The following is a 20,387-nucleotide window of genomic DNA, read 5'->3' as shown; positions in this document are numbered from 1 at the left end:
TGGTATGTTAGAGCTCCGAGCAGACAAAGACACTTGTAAAACCTGTAAAACAAGGGATTGCTATAAAGGCAATGACAAAGCGCCCGGCTGTCCTATGTTTGAATTTCCGATGGCTATGGAAAACAACGCCAACTGTAATCTCTGCGGAAGTTGTATCAAAAGCTGTCCTCATGATTCAATTCGCCTAACCCCCCGCATTCCCACCAGTGAATTTTGGTCGATGACTAGAGCTCGTTTCGAAGAATCGTTCTTAGCGATTGTCATCGTCGGAATTGTGTTTGTTCAAAACATTACGATGTTAGACTTTTACCCCTCCTTCCTGAAGTCGGTCGAGCAGACATTAGGGATTGCCAATCAAGATATCGCCTTTACCATCCTCTTTATTTTCGCTATGGCGACTCCAGTCTTACTCCTTTTCGCAGCTACTGCAATTTCCAAGCGTTTCACGGGCGAGACATTGCGTAATGCCTTTGCACGCTTTGGGTATGCCGTCATTCCACTTGACCTTGCTTCCCACATGGCCCACAACTTGTTCCATCTTCTGGCTGAAGGGAAGTCAATCTACTACACCTTCATGGGGCTCTTCGGAGTGCATCTTGAGGGACCGACTGACTTCGTTTCCGATCCGACGATTCAAATTATGCAATACTTCTTAGTTATCGCCGGTACTCTCGGTTCCCTTTACACCGCCTATCGAATTGCCAAAAAGAACTATGGCGTGAGTAAAGCACTATCCGTTTCTATGCCGTATTTGGTTGTCATCCTGCTCTTCGGCATCCTGAACTTTCTCACCTTTACAGTAAGAATGGGAATGCGCATGTAGGCCAGGGAAGCAAAGGGACGGTTCTCCTGCTTCCTAATGAAGCAAGAGAACCGTCCCTCGGTACACCCCTCTGTTTAACAAGGAGGATCTCTAGATGAAAAACGATCGTGAAGAGAAAAAACAAAAATTTACCCAACCGAAGAAAAGCAAAGCAGGCCTTTACAGCATTTTAGGCCTTGTAGCGGTTGCAGTAATGATAAGTTCCTATTTTATATTGGGTAATAGCAAACCAAGTGACTCGGCCAACGCGCTTGCTGATACCGGACAAAAAATGAATTATAGCTCGAACGCTAAACTGGAGCAAACGGTTGTTCCAAGCAAGGTTGAAAATGGGAAAGAAGTTGTGACCACGCTAGGTACGGTGAAGGAAAAGAAGTTCATAAAGACAGAGTACAAAGCCAACGGCAAGACTGTTCCCTTGACAGCCTTTATCCAACCTGACGGTAAAGTGATGGTGGCTGTGAGCTATTGTGAGCCTTGTAAGGGGGACTCCTTTCATATTTCCAACAATCAAATAATTTGTAACACTTGCGGAACAATTTGGGATCTCCAAACACTCAAAGGACTCAGCGGTGGTTGCCAAGCCTATCCACCCCAAGCACTGACCTACTCCTTAAACGGTGATAACCTTGAGATTCCCCAAGCCGTACTGGATTCCTGGTCGCCCAGAGTTTAATCTTTAAAGGCTAGCTAACTACAATCTTAGAATTATGTCAAAGGTAATGTCAGACGCACTCGTTCTTACGAGTGCGTTCATTCTAACTGGCGCTAAGTCTTTTCTGGTTATTCACTTTTGTTGCTACTTTTGCACTTACTTTTATCGTTACCATAACCCATTTGGCGTAAGATTTTTCCATACGCTGAAACGGCAATGGATGCAGCGTTTGATCGAGTGGTTTTTAGGACTACAATACTTATAGATTATATTTCTTACAATTCAGGAGGAAATACTAAATGTCTTTGATAAACGTGTGTGAAATCACCAAGACCTATAAGGGTGGGGATGGTGTCACTGAAGCCCTGAAAAATGTGAGTTTAGAGATCTTGAAAGGAGAATTTCTAGCATTAATGGGTCCTTCCGGGTCAGGGAAAAGCACCTTGCTCAGTATTCTTGGAGGGTTAAATCCGCCCACCTCTGGCAAACTCATCATCGACGATATCGATGTCTATGCTTTAGAACCCGAACGATTGGCCGATTTTCGGCACGAATACGTCGGCTTTGTTTTCCAACAATATCAATTGATTCCCTATCTTACTGCCTTGGAAAACGTCATGCTCCCCTTGGTTATAACCTCCCGCCCAGGAAGGGAACAACGGGAAATGGCTCAAACTGTCCTCGACAAAGTGGGCTTAAGCAACAAGTCTCACCGCCTTCCAAATCAATTATCCGGTGGTGAGCAAAATCGAGTGGCCATCGCACGGGCCATCGTTAATCGACCTTCTATTATTTTCGCGGATGAACCCACTGGTAGTTTAGACTCAAAAACTGCCGAGGAACTGTTGGAATTATTTCAAGCGCTTAACAGGGACGGTTTAACCATCATTATGGTAACACACAACCAAGAAAACCTGGCCTGGGTCACCCGCTCAGTTTATATCCGGGATGGAGTTCTCAATCCCATTCCTCAAGAGTCCTAAGGGGGAAATAAAATGCGTTTAACAGAAATTGCGCTTCAAAACCTACGCCGCCGAAAGATACGCTCTATTTTATTAGTACTCAGTGTCATCATCGGAGTAGGTTCGATCATCTTCCTATTCACGACAACTCAAGCCATGAAGGAAGATGTCGCCAACAAACTTGATCAATTCGGTTCTAATATTCTCATCCTTCCCGATACCGGGCAAGCCCTAACCTTTGGAGGCATAACGGTTGAAGCACCCACGCAGATCAAAGAACTGGACATGTCCCTTATTCCACTTATGAAAACGATTAAAAACAAGGAAACCTTGGCCACAATATCCCCCAAGCTTTTAGTCGACACTACCATCAAGGGACAAGCTGTTCTGTTACTTGGCGTCGATTTCCCTCAAGAATTGCACCTAAAAAAATGGTGGCAACTAAGTGGTCTCGCTAAAAATCAAATCCCAACGGCCAACGAAGTGATATTGGGAAGTGACGTTGCCCGTACCCTGGGTTTGAGCCCCAATCAAACAGTCACGATCAAAGGGCAAGATTTTAAAGTGGCCGGGGTCGTCCAACCCACAGGTTCAGCAGAAAATGACCAAGCGGTATTTATCGACTTAGCAGTGCTGCAAAAACTAGCGAATCGGCCTAACGCCATCAGCCTCATCGAGGCTGCCGCTTTATGCTATACTTGTCCGATTGACGAGGTAACCAAACAATTAACAGCCACTCTGCCTGATACCAAGGTTACCGCTCTAAAGTCTACTCTTGAATCTCGAAATGATACGGTAAGCAAGTTTAACTTATTTGCTAGAAGCGTATCCTTGATTCTCTTCCTTGCTAGTAGCTTGGTAATCACTATGACTATGAAGTCTTCTGTCGAGGAACGCACTCGAGAAATCGGGATCTTGAGGGCGATTGGATTCCGAAAACGCCACATTTTTCAAATTGTGCTTAGCGAGGCGGGATTATTAAGTGTTCTCGGCGGGTTATTAGGTTACCTACTTGGAATGGGTATGGCCGCAACCTTCGGATCTGTTCTGATTAAAACGCAAGTTCAAATCCCTTGGCAATCTAATTTACTCGTCTATGCACTTGGTGGCTCTCTTGTGGTAGGCCTGATTGCCAGTCTTTACCCGGCTTGGAAAGCGTCAAAACTTGAACCGGCTGAATCTTTACGTTATATATGATAACAGAAGTCAGCGGCCCTATCAGATGCCAGAGGTTAGATGCAGAAGCCGGTGATCAGAACGAAGGCTAAGTAAATGGCACGATACACGAGGGCCGAAGTCGGAACGAGGGTGGGTCGATGCACATTGTAGGGTATTGGCGTGAAGCTTGGGGTCGAACATCGAACTTCGAGCCTCCGAACATTTGATACAAGGAGGTAACATATGACTTTAACGGATATTGCGGTCCAAAATTTACAACGGCGAAAAGGGAAAACTATCTTTTTACTGCTTACTTTTATATTAGTAGTCGGCCTAACCGTCACGCTGAATACATTGGCTAAAAGCATGCGAGACGATTTGCAAAAAAGTTTAACCCAATATGGTGCTAACGTCGTCATTACTCCGAAGTCAGAACATTTTACACTCAGCTACGGCGGTCTCTCCGTTCCAGGAGTTAATTACGAAATCAAACGTTTAAACTATAACATCGTAGCTAAACTAGAAAATGACCAAGAACTTGCGATTAACGGAATTGCCCCCAAAATTATTGGTTCCGTCGCGGGGGGTAAGAAACGTTATTTGATCATCGGCGTAGACTTTTCCAGTGAACTTAAAATGAAACCTTGGTGGCATATTCAAGGACAAGAGCCCAGGGACCGAGAAGTTATTGTCGGTTCGGACCTTGCCCGCCAAGAAGCTCTCGTTATTGGGAACACCCTAGAACTTAACCACCAAAAATATCCCGTTGTCGGGATCATGCAGGAAACAGGCGGTTCAGAAGATAATGGAGTTTTTACCAATTTCAAGACTTCTCGCACCCTTACTGGAATAGATTCTTGGTCCATGATCGAACTCAATACGACTCAACCGGATAAAACTGCGGCCCTCTTGAGTGAACTCTTACCGGAGGCCAAAGTCGCAGAACTATCTCAATTGGTTCAGGGTGCCAAAGAGAGTGTCGACCGCTTTGCAAATTTTTCCTTATTCGCTTCTATATTATTGGGAGTTATCGGGGTTTTAATTGTATTCGTCACAACGACTGGGAACATCAATAACCGTGTAGCGGAAATAGGTATATTCCGAGCCATCGGTTTTCGCCGTCGCCACATTCTTTCCCTTCTAATCCGGGAAATTGCCTTGGTTAGCATTTTTGGAGGGGTTCTCGGATATCTCTTAGGTAAACTTACTCCCACTCTACTCGGCCCAATCGTTTTCCAAAAAACCGTTAGCTTTCAAGTTCACCCTTTGATGGCCTTGGCTACTATATGCGGATCTGTCTTAATCGGTGTTCTTTCTGTACTTTCTTGTAAAAGGGCCGTTGATTTAGACCCTTTAGTAGCGCTTTCTAGCATCTGATAAGTTTGATTTTAACATGAGGTCGTTCTTAATGCTTGGTAACATATACGATCTCCTTTTTTGCTCTATGAAGCACAATGGGATTTGCGATGTACGAGCTTCTCCTTAACCTCTTGCCAATAGGAAACCTTCCCTGCTATTAGTTGCCTCTTTTGCTTTAGCAATGGGTTCTTCTATAAATCGTCTCACCCACCCGTTCGCACAAGGAAGTATAGACCTAAGACTATGAGCATCCCACCACTTAGATAGGTAATATACTGACTCCACTTCGATAAGCGGGGTAAACTCTTTAGCACGGCTGTAAATGTGCCTGCAATAATCAGCGGTAACCCATGGCCCAGACCGTATATAAAGAGCAACAAAGCGCCATACCATAGTACCCCTTGCCCAGCCACATAAGTCATCAAAACTGCTAAAACCGGAGTTGCACAGGGTGAAGCAACCAGCCCAAATAATAAACCCACTCCGAACGATCCCAGTGCTCCCCCTCGTTTCTCGGGCATAGCCTTCAAACCAGGTAACTCAAAGTTAAAAACGCCTATTAATTGTAAGCCCATTAGAATAGCAAAAAGTCCGATAATATATGGCCATGCTGGCCCAATCTGGCCAAAGGCTTTACCTAACAGGGACGCGACTATACCCAATATGGCAAATGTAACGGCTAAGCCTAGTACAAAAAATGCCGAAGTGATGAAACCCTTAGTCTTTGTTGGCTTTTCCAAACCACCGATGTACCCCAACATAACGGGTAACATTGACAAGATACAGGGACTTAAACTAGTCAACACCCCACCTAAGAAAACTAGAATTAAGATGGATACCCCCCCAGATGCCAAAGCATTCGGGATCGTTACTTCAAAGAATGATTTATACCAGCTGTTATTTGGATTCTCGGAATTTATAGCATTTTCTAAAGCAGCTTTACTTTGAGGTCCAGTATCGTTGTATATAATTTGCCCTTGCTGATCGAAAACGAAAAAAGCTGGGATATAGTAAATATTAAATTGTTTGGCGAGAACTTGTCCTTCCGGATCATCAATATCCGCTACAATAAAGTTAACATTTGCACTATATTTTTTCTCTAGAGCCAGCACCACGGGCTCCATGCTCTTACAGCTGGGTCACCACTTCGCGTAAAACTCTAAGAAAATTGGTTTACCCGATTTCTTCGCTTTTTCGAAAGCAACTTGTGGCTGATTGGTTACATGAAATTCAGTTGGACCAGTGAATCTCGGTATGACCAAGGCCATAATTGCCAAGACACCCACTATCACTAAAATCAAGACTTTAGCTCTTGTCTTCATAGTTCACTCCTCGATCGATTACTTTGCGACGGGTTCAGCAAATTATTCCTTTTTCCCGCACCCTACCGCAAATAATATCTCAGTTCTTAATATCTGTCCACCTAGGATGGTTGCTCACACCAATCGAAGGATGAATTACGGTGTCTTATTACTCGATGTACCCGCAACAGGGTCATTGCTTTTTTGTTGCGCAGCAAGCATATCCTTAGCTTGAGGAATAATCTGTTTTAGCCGTTCTGCATTAGGGCCATTTGGGTCTTTGTCCAATGCAGTCTGCCACACACTAATAGCCGATGCGTAGTCTTTCTTAATTTCCGAAAGGAAAACCCCGTAGTTAAACAATGCTTGTATAAAATCCGGATTCTCTGTTAAGGCCTCTTTGAAACCCTTTTCGGCCACATCATTTTGACCAGTATAAATAGCGGCTGTGGACATATCGGTTAACACATTGATATCCTTCTTAGTATTCAGGACGCTTTGATAGTATTTTATGGCTTGGAGATAATCTTCTCGCGCTTCATTCGGCGCGACTGTCCGTGCCATTGTCCCTAAATCATAATAGGCATTGCCTAATTCCTGTTGTAGTGAACTATCATTAGGATTTGATCTAACCTTTTGGTTTAGAACATTGACCTTATTTTTCAAATTAACATAATCACTGTTCCCAGAAGACGAAGACGCGGACGCAGATGAGGACGTGGGTGACTTTGGGGAGGCTGTTCCGGAAAAATACCCGTAGGCACCTGCTCCAACCAAACTACCAGTTATCAATGTTGCCAAAACTATAGTCTTAAGATACTGATTTTGCTTACGATTAACCACTTAATCTCCTCCATAACATTGACCATACTCATAACTCAATACGATTCAAGGATCATCAATAAGTGTACTCTACTATTGTGAATTTCCTATGAAAATCCTATGAATTCCCCTCAAGCTTAAAAAATCGCTATATCTACCCCTAACCAGATTGCCGAAGGCTGTCTTTCCCTTATATAATGAGCTAAATACGTCTTTGAAAGGAGTTTGCTCGTCATGAGAATTTTACTCGTTGATGATGAAAAAAAGATTACAACCGTGCTCAAGGCCTACCTTCAACAAGAGGGGTTTCAGGTCAGCACGGCCATTAACGGCCTTGTTGCCCTAACCATGTTTAAAGAAAACCCTTTTGACCTCGTGATCCTTGATCTAATGCTCCCCGGCATGTCCGGAACAGAAATTTGTAGTGAGATCCGCAAGATATCCTCCGTCCCCATCATCATGCTCACCGCTAAAGTTGAAGAGGAGGATCGAATCAATGGATTGAGTATTGGTGCCGACGATTACATTACAAAACCCTTTAGCCCCCGCGAAGTGGTTGCCCGTGTCCGGGCCGTTCTACGCCGCACAAATAACGAAACTGCACCGCTGGCGGACGTAGTCTCCTATGACAACGGCCTAACCATTGATAACATACAGCATGAAATTCGGCTTCATGATCAAGAGATCTCTTTAACCCCAACCGAATTTAAGATCCTTGGAGCCCTGGCGAAACACCCTGGTCGAGTGTACTCACGGGGGCAGCTGGTTGAAATTGTTCAGGGACATGACTTTGACGGAGATGACCGTGTGATTGATGCTCATATTAAGAAGATTCGCCAAAAGATAGAAACTACCCCTAGCGATCCTCAACTCATTCTGACGGTTTACGGAATCGGCTACAAGTTTAATCCAAGTACGGGGGAATAAAATGCGCAAAAAACTCTTTCTCTCTACACTAATCATCTCGCTGATAACTTTAACGCTCAGCATGCTTGCAGTAAATTTAGTCTTCCATCAACAGTTTAGTGATTATTTAACCAAGACGAATGAGGCAACCTTGGAACAGTTACCCTCTCGTCTAAGTGCTATTTATCAAAGCAAGGGCACATGGGATTCCACGTCTCTGGATGATATTAGCCATTCCCTCCCGATCGGTACGGTCGTCACGCTGACAGATCCGAGCGGGAAGTTCATCGCCACATTAAATAACAGTATGGACGCCATGATGCACGGTCAAGGCAGTATGGGGATGGGGATGGGGATGGGGATGAGTATGGGAATGTCTTCCTCTTCCATCACGAGTTGGAAAACGAAGACCTTCACGGTGTCAGGACCCCTTGGAACTTTAGCCACTGCACAGGTCCGCTACCCTGCGACCGCACAAATTCTCAATCCCCAAGATATCCTCTTCCAAGCCTCAGTCTTTCGTTCTCTCCTCTTCGCTGGAGGGTTGGCGCTTCTATTCGGGATCATCCTCAGCTACTTCACAAGTCGTCGTCTCGTCGCACCCTTGAAACAATTAAAACAAGCAACCGATCGTATTGGCCAGGGACACCTTGATGAGCGCGTTGCTATTCAAGCCAAAGACGAGGTGGGGCAATTGGCGACCGCTTTCAACGCAATGGTAGACAATTTGAATCGCCAAGAAACCCTTCGTAAACAATTTACCGCAGATATCGCCCATGAACTGCGCACTCCTTTAACCTCTATAAAAAGCTATATCGAAGCCTTCCAAGACAACGTCCTGCCTGCCGATGAGGAAAATCTCTCCTCCATTCATGAGGAAATTGACCGTTTAGTTGACCTATCCAGTGACCTCAAAGACTTAAATGTAGCAGAAATAGGGGCTTTGAAGATGAGCCTAGAACCTGTGGACTTAAAGCATCTTCTTGAGAAAGTCATTCATAGCCTCCATCCGCTCATCCAAGAAAAAGAATTAACTCTAAATTGGAACGCTCCATCAGAATCCGTGACTACGGTCGGGGACGGGCGCCTTTTGACCCGGCTCTTTTACAATCTTGTTCACAATGCCTATAGCTACTCAAACTTAGGCGGTCAGATTACCGTTGCCCTTACAAGAACACCGGATTTTTCTGAAATTAAGATTATAAACACAGGCATCGGCATCCCCGAAGAAGATCTCCCTTTTATCTTCGAGCGTTTTTACCGGGCCGACAAGTCCCGCACCCGTGAGACTGGTGGAACGGGAATTGGTCTGGCCTTGGTTCAGCAAATCACAACCCTTCATCAGGGCACCATCACCGTACAGAGCAAGGTCGGGCAAGAGACGGAGTTTATTGTCCAGCTTCCTAAAAAAGTTAAAGAGGTTGAGGATCAAATCCTCTGTCCCGGAGGCAAATACGGCAGCCTTGACGTAACAAAAAAGTAATGCCATGGAGGTCTAACCTTGTAGGTTACTCTCTATGGCATTACTTTTTGAAAAACCACCCGTTCTGAGCGTCCCAAATGGCTTCGTTACGGAATTATAGTACTAGGGATTCCTCTTCCGAGGAAGCACGAGAACCGTCCCTTTGCTTCCTCGGAATGCTTCTAAGCAAATCCTCCTTCGTTTTCGGCAAAGGGGTAGACGGAGACAGCCAGCCTTTTTTTCACCAACTCAGTATGCATTTCTATCAGCCATGGAAGTGTCAAATCAGCACGTTCCACAATCTCCGAGCGCATAAGTAGTTCGCCAGGTTTTCCGTGAGCAATGATCTCTCCACGATACATTATTGCCATCTGATCTGACCAAGAATAGGCTAAATCGACATCATGAGTCGATAGGATAATCGTTTTACCCTCAATGCTCAACTTCTCCAAAAGCTGCATAAACTCTCGGGCATGACGAGGGTCTAGCCCGGCCGTTGGTTCATCAAATATAATCACTTCTGGCCCCATCGCCAAAACGCCTGCGATAGAAACTCGTTTTTTCTGCCCATAACTCAACAAGTGAGTGGGCTTATCTTCAAGGTCTGTGGTTTCCGTATCTTTCATGGCCCGTTTTACTCTCTCTGCCACTTTTTCTTCCGAAAGACCAAGATTGAGAGGACCAAACGAAATATCCTGATAGACACTAGCGGAAAACAACTGACTATCCGGATCTTGAAAGACGATTCCCACTTTTTTGCGCAATTCTATAAGTTCCTTGCTTTTATAGGAGATATCTTGTCCTTGGTACTTTATAGACCCTGAGTTAGGGCGAAAGATTCCGTTAAATTGCATAAACAACGTGGATTTTCCAGCTCCGTTTGATCCCAGAATTGCTAGCTTTTCTCCTTGTTGAACTTGTAAATTCACTTTGCGCAAAGCATTTGTGCCATCCGGATAAGAATACTCTAAATCAACTGCTTCAAGTATGAGCTCTGCCAAACTATTACCTCCAAAGCAAATTTAATAGGATTAAAGGGATCTCCAACCCAGTTATTATAAGATAATTTCTGAGGCTAACGGGACGCTTCTTGGTAAGCACCTTAATCTCACCCGTGTAACACCGCGCCGCCATGGAATTATAAAGTTCTTGGGATTTCACAAAAACTTTCCCTAACAGAGCAGAAAAGAGTCGACTCAAAGAACGGTAAGAACTTTTGAAGGATACATAACCTGAACGAGAAAACTGGGCACGGCGAATCGTGGTGGCTGTTTCCATAAAGACAAAGATAAAGCGATAAATCAGCACCATTAGTTCAGTAATAATCACCGGAACCCTCATTTTGTTGAGTACTGTAATGAGTTCAGTCATCGGAGTGGTCAGGGCTAGGAAATACAGACAGGATACAGCCCCTAACGATCTCAGAAAGAGATGCACTGCGGTAATCAAATCTGGGTAGCGTGTTCCTACGGTTACCCCATTAATGGTTTGAGCTAGCCAAAATCCCGAAGGGTTGGTCGAGATAGAAAATGCGATCGTCAAAACGCTGAGCAGGAGAAACGAAAGAGGAACAAGCATCAGTTTGACAAAAACCCGGGCAGGGATGCCTGCTTTGCAGACAATCCCTCCAGCCATTAATGCTAACACGATAAGAGGTGTGATTACTGTAGGAGACGTTAGGCACACTACCATAGTAATCATCGCAAATAGAGACTTTTCCACCGGGTGAACTGTTTTCAGATTATTACTATAGGCGTAACAATCAATGCTTATCATGCTTGATCCTTCTTGCTTACACTGTGTTTACCCTTCGCATAGCCTAAATAATAAAAGACGAATCCGCTTCCGAGAGCTGCCTGCAGGGCAAACAAGAAAGATTCAACTTCTCCGCTCGGTGGTTCCCACAAGGGTTTGAACCAAGGTTTATAATTGACATCGATCGTGCTTATCGCTTTTTCTGCTCGATCATCAGCTCCTGCAAATTCGGCACCGCGTGTCATAAAAAGCGGAGCAAAAGACAGTACGGCTACAATTACAAGTAATATCCCGTTCTTGGCAATTGGTTTCACGCCTTCACCCCCCGTTTGCTGGTAGGTAATTCTTTGCCAGTAAATACGCCTAAAAATCCCAACTCTTTTTGACTGTAAGCACTAAGGATATTAATAACCATTACGGTAAGGATACCTTCGCTTATGGCTAAGGGAAGCTGAGTAAAAGCAAAGATGCCCATGAATTTTAGTGCAGAAGCCATCACGCCGCCCGAAGCCGCGGGAAAAGCTAGTCCTAACTGAAAGGAGGTTGTGATGTAGGTCATTAGATCCCCTATAGTAGCTGATAGAAACACCGATAGCCACAGGGGAGCACCCAATTTTTTGCAGCCCTTATAGATACCGTAAGAAACAAACGGCCCCACAATCCCCATAGAAAATGTGTTGGCACCTAGGGTTGTTATTCCGCCATGAGCGAGTAGAAGGGCTTGAAAGATTAGGACAATCATTCCCAAGACGGTCATTGCTGTCGGTCCGAATAGTATGGTACCTAGACCTACGCCTGTTGGGTGCGAACAACTACCGGTTACGGACGGAATTTTCAGGGCAGACAGAACAAAAGCAAACGCTCCGGCCATACCGAGCAGCATCTTTAAACTAGGGTGTTCAGTCACCGTTTTCTTAATGGAACGTACCCCAACAATAACAAACGGAATCATTGCCATCCACCAGAAGGCTGCCCAGTTAAAAGGTAGAAATCCTTCCATAATATGCATAGCATAGGCATTATTGGGAAAAACGATATAGACAGCCAGAACGTAAGCAATTAATAAACTGATATTCTTAATCTTACGTAGACTCATAAAATTAACAACTCCTTTTCAGTTCAAACACATATCTTCTAAAATGAAGAATTTAACTTCCCACTGATCATAACACAGTCCCATAAACCCCATGCTTGGGGATAATAAAAACAAAAAAACCCTTCACCAATAGAAGGGTAAAAAGCTTAACCAGTATCAGGTAACAATCGTAATCCTGAAGACACAGGTATACACCCCCTAACATTCCCGTAGGTAGTTTGACTCGGAATAAGCAGGTCTCCTGGCTCAAGATCTACGTCAACTCACGTCTTCCCGGATATGTCCAGTGACATTCTATGAGTTAACTCCCTTTTACAGTGGCGGGCACCGCGTCAGCTTCAACTGACTTCCCTTTTCAATTCTTTCCCTCGGGAAAGAATCACTCATTCCCCTATTAAATTATTTTTATTGTAACATGAAGCAATTAAATTTGTATAGTACTAAAAGATAAAATAAATATAGGTAACCCTAGACTCCCATTAAACGTCTATGAACGACTATCTCCTGAACATCGGCTATCGCCACAGGGTTGATTCGGAGAGCTTGGATAGCAGCTTGATTACAGCCTGCTGCTTTTCGTACTCCTGAATATTCAAAAGGACATAGCGCAAGCTATGTCCACTGTTCAGCAACTGTCCGCGGTAGTGAAATCCTAGGAGATTTCAACAATAACCTATTTTTTGGCCTCTGCCGGGACAACAATGGGGGACAGTACACTATCCTTGAGCATCTCAACACATTGAGCCATATAGACTCCGACTTTTTCGGAAGGGTCCATTGTCGGGATACCGAGTGCTCGGGCGACGAGTTCGGTTAAATCCATTTGCTGGACCTCCGTTCCCATGGCGTGACAGGTTGCGTTAAATTGTGAGCCGCACCCCGCACAGTTGGTCACGAGGTATTCCGAACCAGTTGCAACCGCTTCCTCAACGCGTTTCATTCCGCTTTGGGCAACCGTAGGCAAGGAGTCAAACGCAGAAACGAGTCCACAACATAGCCCTTCTTCTTTAATGTGTTCCATTTCGCGAAATTCAATGCCCGGAATAGCGCGAATAACACTTCGAGGTTCATCATAGTGCCCAAACCAACGCCCAACATGACAGGAATCATGATAGGTAATCGTGTTGCTTAGAGGGGCCGTAAACTTCAGGCGCCCATCCGCGATAAGCTCGCTTAAAAAAACCGTGATATGCTTAAAGCGAATGTTACATTCAAGCCCCATTTCCAACGCCATTTGCTGATAGTTTTCATTAAAAGTCGCGTAGCAGCCTGGGCAGGAAAAAATAATTGTCTCGATACCGGCTTCTTTAAACATCTCCAAATTCTCGCGCACCAGATTTTGGAACTCTTTCTTATATCCTCCCAAGCTTAAATAAAGTCCACAGCAACGTTCCCGCTCCCGGAAATGAACAAAAGGAATTCCTAGATGATCCATAATACGGGTCGCGTTTTGCGCCATGTTGTCCATGATCGTGCCTGCCCAGCAACCGGACCAATACGCAATCTTGCCGTGAGTTTCTGTTGGAACATCCAGCCACTTTAAGCGGTCTTCCGCAGGGACGCCCCAGAAGTTACCCGTATTAAGCACGTTGTCACGGATGATTCTAAGGCCGGTATTCTGGAGTTTATTCTTGTTGAATTCGTAACGTAACGCCATCCAGTGGTGGGCATTATGCGCGCGGATTTGGCAAACGGAATCACATTTTTTACACGTGGTGCACGGATAAAGTGCCTTTCCGACTTCGTCGTCCATCGGAAGTTTACCCTTGATATATTGGTTCAAAATAAAGTATTTGCCGCGTGGAGAGTTACTCTCCCAAGGAATAGCATCAAATACCGTACAAACATTGCGACAATAGCCGCATTGCGCACAGGCGAACGTGTCATCCGTCAACTCGTCGTCGAGCGGTGAGGTAAAATCATCCCCTTGCCATTTCATAAGTAAACGCCCAGCAAGCCCAATCAGGCCGCTCCCAGCATTCGCAACTTTCATGGCCGCGGAAAGCATCTTTGTTGGGGATTGTTTATCCATTGAGATAGGAATGATCTTGCCCGGATTCATGATCCCCTCGGGGTCGACAAGTTGTTTGAAGTTCCAAATATTCTTTAGGCGCTCTTCACCATAGAACGTTTTAGCGCGATCGGTAAAGTACATCCCGACGCTAAAGACTTTACCCCCGTGTTTTTCGCCACTATCCATAACATCCAAGGCACAAGCGTAAGCCAGCGGAAAACCAAGCTTTCTTTCGTCTGAAAGCATAAAACCTAAGATGGAGATTTGGTCATGCCCCACCATTGTTCCCTCAAGGGCAAATGCCCCTTTGAATTTTCGTTCGATTTCTCCGACAAAAGCAGCGACCTCTGTAATGGGAATGACCACCTCACTGGCAACTAAAGTCGGGCCAAGCTTTTTAAAGCGCATGGGATAGAATTTATCGTCCCACTCCTCAACAGCTAATTTCTCGCGCATGATTTTCCCACGATACTTAGTTGTGAGTTCTCGAATCGGGTGCTCTACAGAAGACCGACGAGGTTTTGGAAAAACCATAGTGACCAAATACTGGTCTTCAGGTAAAACATAGTGTTCAAGGGCCTTTTGTTTGAGGGAAACATAAGCCGGCGTGGACAAGCCGACGTTCCAGAGCGGTACATTTTTCTCGGAGAGGGCTTTCAAGAATTCAGAGGCACTTTGCATGTCAGGGAATGCAGAAAGGCTTACGCTCTCTTCATCCTTTTCCCGTGCCCGTACCGTAACACTCACGATCGATCCCGTGATCCCACATAAACTGTAGACTTGATGCAGATCCTCGCCAACAAACGTTTTTAATTGACCATCGGGTAAGACCACATCCACAGAAACGATGTTCTGAAGACAGTCTCCAAATTCATAACTGCCATACCCGCTTCCGCCCTGGGCAACCCAACCAGCAACCGTCGAACTGTTTGAACTCGAAGGAAACGCGCGCAATGTTAAGCCGCGATTGCTTAACTCCTTCTCTAAATTGTTCCAGATTACACCAGGTTCAACCGTAGCCGTCATAGTTTCCGTATTAATATCCAGTATTTTGTTCATTCTGACGAAGTCCACAACAATTCCGGCCTTTGCTGGAACACTTCCTCCAAATCCTGCACTTCCTGCACCTCTAGGCACAACGGGAATCTTTTCTTCCTTAGCGAGTTTAGCAAGCGCTATAACGTCGCCCACACTTGTCGGTTGAACGACGCCATCCGGAGTACACCCAATCATTGCCCGTATCTGTTCAGGCATGATTCCCATATCATGAGAGTAAACCACTCTTTCGACTTTGTTAAAGCGCACACGATCACTAAATATTTCCTGAATTTTGGACATTTGAACCGTCGTTAGATTCTGTTTCATTTGATTGTGCTCCTTTCAATTCTCCGCTTCACCATATAAGTTTAATAATTTTACTCAAATACTTAATAATGGTTTAAAAAAATAATGTCTATACGCAACATATGGCTTATTGCACCCATCTACCCCCTCCCTTTAACGCCCTATTTATGAACCAGTGGTTTAAATTTAATGAACTTATTTTTAACATTGTGTCTATCTAATTCGACACCATACCATTTATTCCTTCCCACTGACTAGGAGAAATTTATATTTTTTCTATTATATCGATAAAATAAATAAACCTCCCGAGTTAGGCACTCAGGAGGTAAAAAATTCACAAGAGATCCCCATGTCACTTTAGCGGATCAGAGAAGAGCTTAATCCAAAAGCGATCGGTTCCGTTTAAAGAACTGAATGTAATTAAGAATAAATTTTAAATCCCCAGCTTCCAAATCCCTAACGGCGCGCAGGACTGCCTGTACCCTTGGATCTCCCAAGAGAGACAAGACATCGGTATTTAGCGAGGCGACTAGGTTTTCCACATCTTCTTGTTCTAAAAGGAAATAACAAACCGATACTCCCAAGGCTTTAGCAACATTCTCTAAGGTATCTAAGGATGGCTCAGCTTGGTTATTCTCAATCTGGCTAACCATTGCCGGAGTAATTCCGGCTTTATCTGCCAAGGCAACTCCAGTAAGCCCTTGTTTTTCCCGTTCACGACGCACACGTTCCCCTATCGAAAGCGCATCTGCCGATTTCTCCAAAAAGTATCTTATCGTGACACTCAAAGCCTCACCCAAACGGTCTAACGTCTCTAAGTTTGGTTCCTCTGTCCCCTCTTCATAGGCCTGAATGCGTTCCGGAGAAATTCCTGAAAGTTCACTGAGTTCTTCAATCGTTAAGCTCCGTCCCTTACGAATAAAACGTATTTTTTCCCCATAGACCTTTTCCATCCCAATCCCAAATAGATAGCTGGGTGAAATATTTAAGACATCGGAGAGTTTCTGAACCATTGCTACTGACGGCTTCTTTACCCCTCGTTCAACTGCACTCAAAAACGAACAAGAGACTCCCAACTGATCAGAAAGCACTTGAAGTGTGAACCCTCTTTGTTTACGAAAATCCCGGATCGTTGTTCCTAAAGCCATATTTCATCCGCCTTATTTTAATCAGATTCAACCTTTGTTCATATTGATTAAGTGTCTCCCTAAAAATTCGTTCTTACTAAATATAGCATAAGTCTAATAAACGTGTATAGCCCTATCACGATCAGTGATAGGGCCGTAACCACTATTTGTCCTTATGTCTTTCAATAGCGCCTTTTCGACTGAACTTTTGCAATGTCCGCAAGTCATTCCCTCAATTTTTACATCGCTCCTTTTTTATGACTAAGTTATAATCTTTAGGCCATAGCCTGGGTCCCATCCAGAATTACCTGTTAAGGCATGCCAAGGTTTTTGATATTGCTATAATCATCTTTGATTGAACTCACTTGCCCTATACCTATTTTACATAATCCCTATCGAATCCGCCGCGCACCAAGGTAATGTTTTGACCAATAACTTTCCGACAAACTGTGAATACCTACTCCTTCACTGGCCGCTCCGAGAGTACGCCCCCCACCGATATAAATTCTCACATCTGTGGCACCTGGGGCATAGGTTTGAAAGAACACGAGATCCCCAGGCATTAATTCATCACGACTGACCGGCACGCCAAGTTTGTACTGTTCGGCTGCTGTCCGCGGTAGTGAAATCCCGGAAGCCCTGAATACATATTGTACAAACCCCGAACAATCAAATCCTTTCAAGCTCGTTCCGCCCCAAACATAAGGAATTCCTTGTAAACTTAGGCCACGGCTTATGAGCGTGTCCGCTGCTGAACTACCCCTTGATACCTGGGGGGTTGAAATCTGTTTAGGTTTGACGTTCGCCACCTTCTGTGAAGAAACGCTTGGCTTTTTAGCAGTCTGAGGCGCTTGAGACGTCTTTCCAACCGGGGCTGACGTTTTCTCTTGGACTGGAACAATAGCAGTTTCGGATAGTTGTGTCACGTTCGTTTTGACCTCGATCGTGGGTGTCCAATTAAAGGATTCACGCATTATTTGAGAATATACTTTCGAGATAGAAACATCAAAAGGAGGATTCTTGAGTACAGTACTCTGCACAGTAGTAACCTTTGGAGCAACTTGAGAATCGAGAATTGCAGCCTGAGAAGGGGCTACCCCAGTTAAACTACTTGACAAAAGAACACTTGCAAGAGCGACCCCACTAAACCATTTTTTCTTGGGAATTAACACTTAGTTTGTCCACCTTTCTTTGCTTACGAGGTTAGTTGACGGATTCGGGCTAAAGGTGTAAGCCCTACATGTTCTGAACATGATTCACCCCACATGAAATCCCCCGTTCTGAGCATATGAAACTCAGATTCAGCATCTTACCTTTGAAGTTTTAGGTTTAAATTTGATTTTACATAAAGGGTAATTTAAGAGTAAACTACTTTGCATTTGGCATAGCGAATGAAATCCTCCTTTCCCTGCCACTTACAAAGAACAATTTCAACCCCCTAGTAACTACCCTCAATGATACTACACAACTATGAATTTCCTATGAACGCGGAACCCGGACTTGATGATCCCTTCATGTGAACCTATTCTCATTCTTAGCACATAATTTCCTAAATGCTAAAGGGCAGTTTCTCCCTATGGTGATGAATATATAAGCTAAACGCATAATTTTTTTCGGCTCAGCAGTTCCTTTTTTTACAAAAACTTGGTGCAAAATAATCCAGGAAAGTCCCCAAGCTAAAGCAGTGAAAAATTGTTTACCAGAATACGGTCCAATTCCTTGATGCAAAGCAATCGATTTTGCAAAGGCACCGGCATTGCCACCGGTTTTATCAGCAATAAAATTAATAATGGCTAAGACCATCAGTCCGATTCCCGCTGATAAGAAGGCTACAGCAACTTTAAGTTCTTTGACTTTCAAAGCGTCACTCATGATATCCCTCCTCTAAAATAAGTTATACAGGTTATACAGCCTTCGCTTTAGTAATCGCTGCTCCTAAAATAAACGCAGTGAAAGTAAAGAAGATTGCCAGATAGAGACCGTATTTCACAGTTTTTCTTGCCCAATCACTTTTAAACCAATCTTCCGACATAGTAATTACACTATACATAATAGCTACTGCTAGCGGGAGGGAGAATAGGGCTGCAAATTCTTTAAATTCCATTCCTAAAGCATGATACCAATAAATATCATGGGCTTTTAACCAGGGCTGAACACCGTTTGCGGCACGATACGGAATGTAAACGATATTTCCAAAAACAATCGTCAAGAAACTGGCCACCGACATAACAATGGTTCCGATTTTCAATCTCTTATAAGCTTCCGGACTTTTGTTTAAGACCGCTTCGACCGCCCAGATAAATGAAGCGAGAAGAATTATTCCTAATCCGCCATGTATGGCAGCAGAAAGGTCATTCGGACCACTGCCGATAAGCTTGAAATACTCAAACATTCTTGGTTCCTCCTTTACGTTCATTAGTTCTTATAAGAAAACAGTTCAGTGGTACTTCTTTTCTCCCTCCGTTTCGTACCTAAAACTAAAAGTTCTTTCATGTCTATTATCTAACCTAAGCTTATTTGCGATAATTGTCACATGTCCTAATTCTAATATGTTATATGTCCTTTCTTGAACATGACAAATGTCCCATAAAAATAGAGTGCTCACGTAAAGGCACTCATTTATGAACCAAGAAAAGAACGGGGATCAACCTGATTGCGGACAGCATAAACCGCTGCTTGCGATCGGTGAGATAAATTTAGTTTATGCAAAATACTGCTGACATAGTTGCGAACTGTTTTTTCGCTAAGGAAAATAGTTTCGGCAATCTCCTTATTCGTTTTCCCTTGGCCAATGAGCTGAAGAATTTGTTTTTCTCGCTCAGATAACTTTTCTTCCGGTGAATCTTTTTCCTTTTGCAATCGATTCATAACCTTAACCAGCAAATCTTGAATGAAGAAACGAATATCCAGAATCACTCCATTTAAACGGTTAATCACGTTTTCCAGGCTTTTTTGAGCTTGATGGGGGGATTCCGAAGTTAAATAAGAAACCTCCTCTACTTCTAAACCAATTGCGTAAAGAGATTGAATGACTCCATCATGCAAATCACGACTGATTCTTTCTCTCTCCTTGGACAGGGTTTCGTTTTTTTCTGCTGCTTCCAGAAGTCGGCGATATTCATAATAAAAGATCCCCATGACTCGAATAGAAAAATACGCCATGGCGCCCCCTGCTAGTGACCGTACCACTGGAACCGCAAATGGAGCATATTGACTTAAAAATTGTGCGGACCAATTAAAAGGAAAATATGGCGCATTCGGCACAACGAGACCTGCAACTAAACCATAGAATAAGAAGGATAAAGAAACTCCAATAAGAAGAATTTTAAGTTGAGGAACTCTAAGCCGGTTAAGTTCTTCCGTTTGAAGGAGGAATCCGATACTGGCAAAAAGTGCCCCAGGAAAGCAAATAAGGATTCGGGACCAAGCTTCGCTGGTTAGAAGCCAATAATCAATATTGACATCGGCAAATCCGAAGAACACAAAGTTAATTAACCATACCCCACCCAAAATCCAAGGAAGATAACGAAGCCACTGAAGTTTCTTTATAACGGAAGCAATAATCCGAACTCCAAATTCGAAAAGAAAAAGGAAAGAAATATA

At 44.0% G+C, this 20,387-nt stretch carries 17 protein-coding genes, 3 pseudogenes and 2 riboswitches; of the genes and pseudogenes, 7 read left to right on the top strand and 13 right to left on the bottom strand.

The genetic code is table 11. The annotated features are described in order from the left end of the window. The 5 genes and pseudogenes from DSOL_RS23180 to DSOL_RS23160 all read left to right on the top strand — a co-directional run. A pseudogene (locus tag DSOL_RS23180) lies at nucleotides 1-823 on the top strand (4Fe-4S binding protein); the annotation flags it as partial. Nucleotides 824-917: 94 nt separating this feature from the next. Continuing rightward, nucleotides 918-1,499 (top strand): DUF2318 domain-containing protein, encoded by a 582-nt coding sequence (locus DSOL_RS23175; protein ID WP_075367119.1) that lies wholly within the window; start codon nucleotides 918-920, stop codon nucleotides 1,497-1,499. Nucleotides 1,500-1,777: 278 nt separating this feature from the next. Continuing rightward, a complete protein-coding gene (locus DSOL_RS23170) occupies nucleotides 1,778-2,461 on the top strand; it encodes an ABC transporter ATP-binding protein (RefSeq protein WP_075367118.1) in 684 nt (227 codons plus the stop codon). A gap of 12 nt (nucleotides 2,462-2,473) precedes the next feature. Continuing rightward, nucleotides 2,474-3,637 (top strand): ABC transporter permease, encoded by a 1,164-nt coding sequence (locus DSOL_RS23165; protein ID WP_075367117.1) that lies wholly within the window; start codon nucleotides 2,474-2,476, stop codon nucleotides 3,635-3,637. A gap of 204 nt (nucleotides 3,638-3,841) precedes the next feature. Further along, nucleotides 3,842-4,975: an ABC transporter permease gene (locus tag DSOL_RS23160; RefSeq protein WP_075367116.1), complete on the top strand. Its 1,134-nt coding sequence runs from the start codon at nucleotides 3,842-3,844 to the stop codon at nucleotides 4,973-4,975. A gap of 185 nt (nucleotides 4,976-5,160) precedes the next feature. Here the strand turns inward: DSOL_RS23160 and DSOL_RS23155 are convergent, their stop codons facing one another. Together DSOL_RS23155 and DSOL_RS23145 are read right to left on the bottom strand one after the other, a co-directional pair. Further along, complete coding sequence (locus tag DSOL_RS23155) at nucleotides 5,161-6,279, bottom strand: cytochrome c biogenesis protein CcdA (RefSeq protein WP_345788419.1); 1,119 nt, start codon at nucleotides 6,277-6,279, stop codon at nucleotides 5,161-5,163. Between the two features lie 135 nt (nucleotides 6,280-6,414). After that, a complete protein-coding gene (locus DSOL_RS23145; protein ID WP_075367113.1) occupies nucleotides 6,415-7,101 on the bottom strand; it encodes a tetratricopeptide repeat protein in 687 nt (228 codons plus the stop codon). A gap of 213 nt (nucleotides 7,102-7,314) precedes the next feature. Here DSOL_RS23145 and DSOL_RS23140 point away from each other — a divergent pair, with 213 nt between their 5' ends. Continuing rightward, nucleotides 7,315-8,007, top strand: coding sequence for a response regulator transcription factor (locus DSOL_RS23140; RefSeq protein ID WP_075367112.1), 693 nt, complete (start codon nucleotides 7,315-7,317; stop codon nucleotides 8,005-8,007). A 1-nt stretch (nucleotide 8,008) separates the two neighbouring features. Next, nucleotides 8,009-9,469 carry a sensor histidine kinase gene (locus tag DSOL_RS23135; RefSeq protein ID WP_075367111.1) on the top strand — a complete coding sequence of 487 codons (1,461 nt, stop codon included), beginning with the start codon at nucleotides 8,009-8,011 and terminating at the stop codon, nucleotides 9,467-9,469. Nucleotides 9,470-9,563: 94 nt separating this feature from the next. Here DSOL_RS23135 and DSOL_RS23130 read toward each other — a convergent pair. The 11 genes and pseudogenes from DSOL_RS23130 to DSOL_RS23080 form a co-directional block, all read right to left on the bottom strand. After that, nucleotides 9,564-10,449: pseudogene (locus DSOL_RS23130) on the bottom strand (energy-coupling factor ABC transporter ATP-binding protein). A gap of 4 nt (nucleotides 10,450-10,453) precedes the next feature. Further along, nucleotides 10,454-11,224, bottom strand: coding sequence for a cobalt ECF transporter T component CbiQ (cbiQ, locus tag DSOL_RS23125; protein WP_075367110.1), 771 nt, complete (start codon nucleotides 11,222-11,224; stop codon nucleotides 10,454-10,456). Further along, nucleotides 11,221-11,517, bottom strand: coding sequence for an energy-coupling factor ABC transporter substrate-binding protein (locus DSOL_RS23120; RefSeq protein ID WP_083642962.1), 297 nt, complete (start codon nucleotides 11,515-11,517; stop codon nucleotides 11,221-11,223). The genes cbiQ and DSOL_RS23120 overlap by 4 nt, the downstream gene beginning before the upstream one ends. Continuing rightward, nucleotides 11,514-12,299, bottom strand: a complete 786-nt coding sequence (locus tag DSOL_RS23115) for an energy-coupling factor ABC transporter permease (RefSeq protein WP_075367108.1) — start codon at nucleotides 12,297-12,299, stop codon at nucleotides 11,514-11,516. The genes DSOL_RS23120 and DSOL_RS23115 overlap by 4 nt, the downstream gene beginning before the upstream one ends. Nucleotides 12,300-12,513: 214 nt before the next feature. Further along, a riboswitch (cobalamin riboswitch) is annotated at nucleotides 12,514-12,701 on the bottom strand. A gap of 271 nt (nucleotides 12,702-12,972) precedes the next feature. Then, nucleotides 12,973-15,678: an FAD-binding and (Fe-S)-binding domain-containing protein gene (locus DSOL_RS23110; protein ID WP_075367107.1), complete on the bottom strand. Its 2,706-nt coding sequence runs from the start codon at nucleotides 15,676-15,678 to the stop codon at nucleotides 12,973-12,975. Between the two features lie 356 nt (nucleotides 15,679-16,034). Further along, nucleotides 16,035-16,805, bottom strand: coding sequence for a helix-turn-helix domain-containing protein (locus DSOL_RS23105; protein ID WP_075367106.1), 771 nt, complete (start codon nucleotides 16,803-16,805; stop codon nucleotides 16,035-16,037). Between the two features lie 93 nt (nucleotides 16,806-16,898). Beyond that, a pseudogene (locus DSOL_RS30235) lies at nucleotides 16,899-17,024 on the bottom strand (cation transporter); the annotation flags it as partial. A 152-nt stretch (nucleotides 17,025-17,176) separates the two neighbouring features. Then, nucleotides 17,177-17,956 carry a C40 family peptidase gene (locus DSOL_RS23095; protein WP_075367105.1) on the bottom strand — a complete coding sequence of 260 codons (780 nt, stop codon included), beginning with the start codon at nucleotides 17,954-17,956 and terminating at the stop codon, nucleotides 17,177-17,179. Nucleotides 17,957-17,961: 5 nt separating this feature from the next. Then, nucleotides 17,962-18,101: riboswitch (cyclic di-AMP (ydaO/yuaA leader) on the bottom strand. 195 nt (nucleotides 18,102-18,296) lie between these two features. Continuing rightward, nucleotides 18,297-18,656, bottom strand: a complete 360-nt coding sequence (locus DSOL_RS23090; protein WP_075367104.1) for a hypothetical protein — start codon at nucleotides 18,654-18,656, stop codon at nucleotides 18,297-18,299. Nucleotides 18,657-18,687: 31 nt separating this feature from the next. Continuing rightward, on the bottom strand, nucleotides 18,688-19,176 hold the full coding sequence (locus DSOL_RS23085; RefSeq protein ID WP_075367103.1) for a hypothetical protein: 489 nt from the start codon (nucleotides 19,174-19,176) through the stop codon (nucleotides 18,688-18,690). A 227-nt stretch (nucleotides 19,177-19,403) separates the two neighbouring features. Continuing rightward, the coding region (locus DSOL_RS23080; RefSeq protein WP_218959007.1) for a helix-turn-helix transcriptional regulator at nucleotides 19,404-20,387 on the bottom strand (984 nt) is incomplete at its 5' end.

The organism is Desulfosporosinus metallidurans (genome assembly GCF_001936615.1).
GTDB classification, from domain to species: Bacteria; Bacillota; Desulfitobacteriia; order Desulfitobacteriales; family Desulfitobacteriaceae; genus Desulfosporosinus; species Desulfosporosinus metallidurans.
Note: the sequence above shows the minus strand (reverse complement) of the source record. Positions and strands in the feature narration are given on the sequence as shown.

Bases quoted from the DNA above. Each gene is read 5' to 3' on its own strand.
- DSOL_RS23135 (WP_075367111.1), top strand. From the start codon at position 8,009: ATGCGCAAAAAACTCTTTCTCTCTACACTAATCATCTCGCTGATAACT.
- DSOL_RS23110 (WP_075367107.1), bottom strand. From the start codon at position 15,678: ATGAAACAGAATCTAACGACGGTTCAAATGTCCAAAATTCAGGAAATA.
- DSOL_RS23170 (WP_075367118.1), top strand. From the start codon at position 1,778: ATGTCTTTGATAAACGTGTGTGAAATCACCAAGACCTATAAGGGTGGG.
- DSOL_RS23105 (WP_075367106.1), bottom strand. From the start codon at position 16,805: ATGGCTTTAGGAACAACGATCCGGGATTTTCGTAAACAAAGAGGGTTC.
- DSOL_RS23175 (WP_075367119.1), top strand. From the start codon at position 918: ATGAAAAACGATCGTGAAGAGAAAAAACAAAAATTTACCCAACCGAAG.
- DSOL_RS23160 (WP_075367116.1), top strand. From the start codon at position 3,842: ATGACTTTAACGGATATTGCGGTCCAAAATTTACAACGGCGAAAAGGG.
- DSOL_RS23090 (WP_075367104.1), bottom strand. From the start codon at position 18,656: ATGAGTGACGCTTTGAAAGTCAAAGAACTTAAAGTTGCTGTAGCCTTC.
- DSOL_RS23085 (WP_075367103.1), bottom strand. From the start codon at position 19,176: ATGTTTGAGTATTTCAAGCTTATCGGCAGTGGTCCGAATGACCTTTCT.
- DSOL_RS23140 (WP_075367112.1), top strand. From the start codon at position 7,315: ATGAGAATTTTACTCGTTGATGATGAAAAAAAGATTACAACCGTGCTC.
- cbiQ (WP_075367110.1), bottom strand. From the start codon at position 11,224: ATGATAAGCATTGATTGTTACGCCTATAGTAATAATCTGAAAACAGTT.
- DSOL_RS23115 (WP_075367108.1), bottom strand. From the start codon at position 12,299: ATGAGTCTACGTAAGATTAAGAATATCAGTTTATTAATTGCTTACGTT.
- DSOL_RS23165 (WP_075367117.1), top strand. From the start codon at position 2,474: ATGCGTTTAACAGAAATTGCGCTTCAAAACCTACGCCGCCGAAAGATA.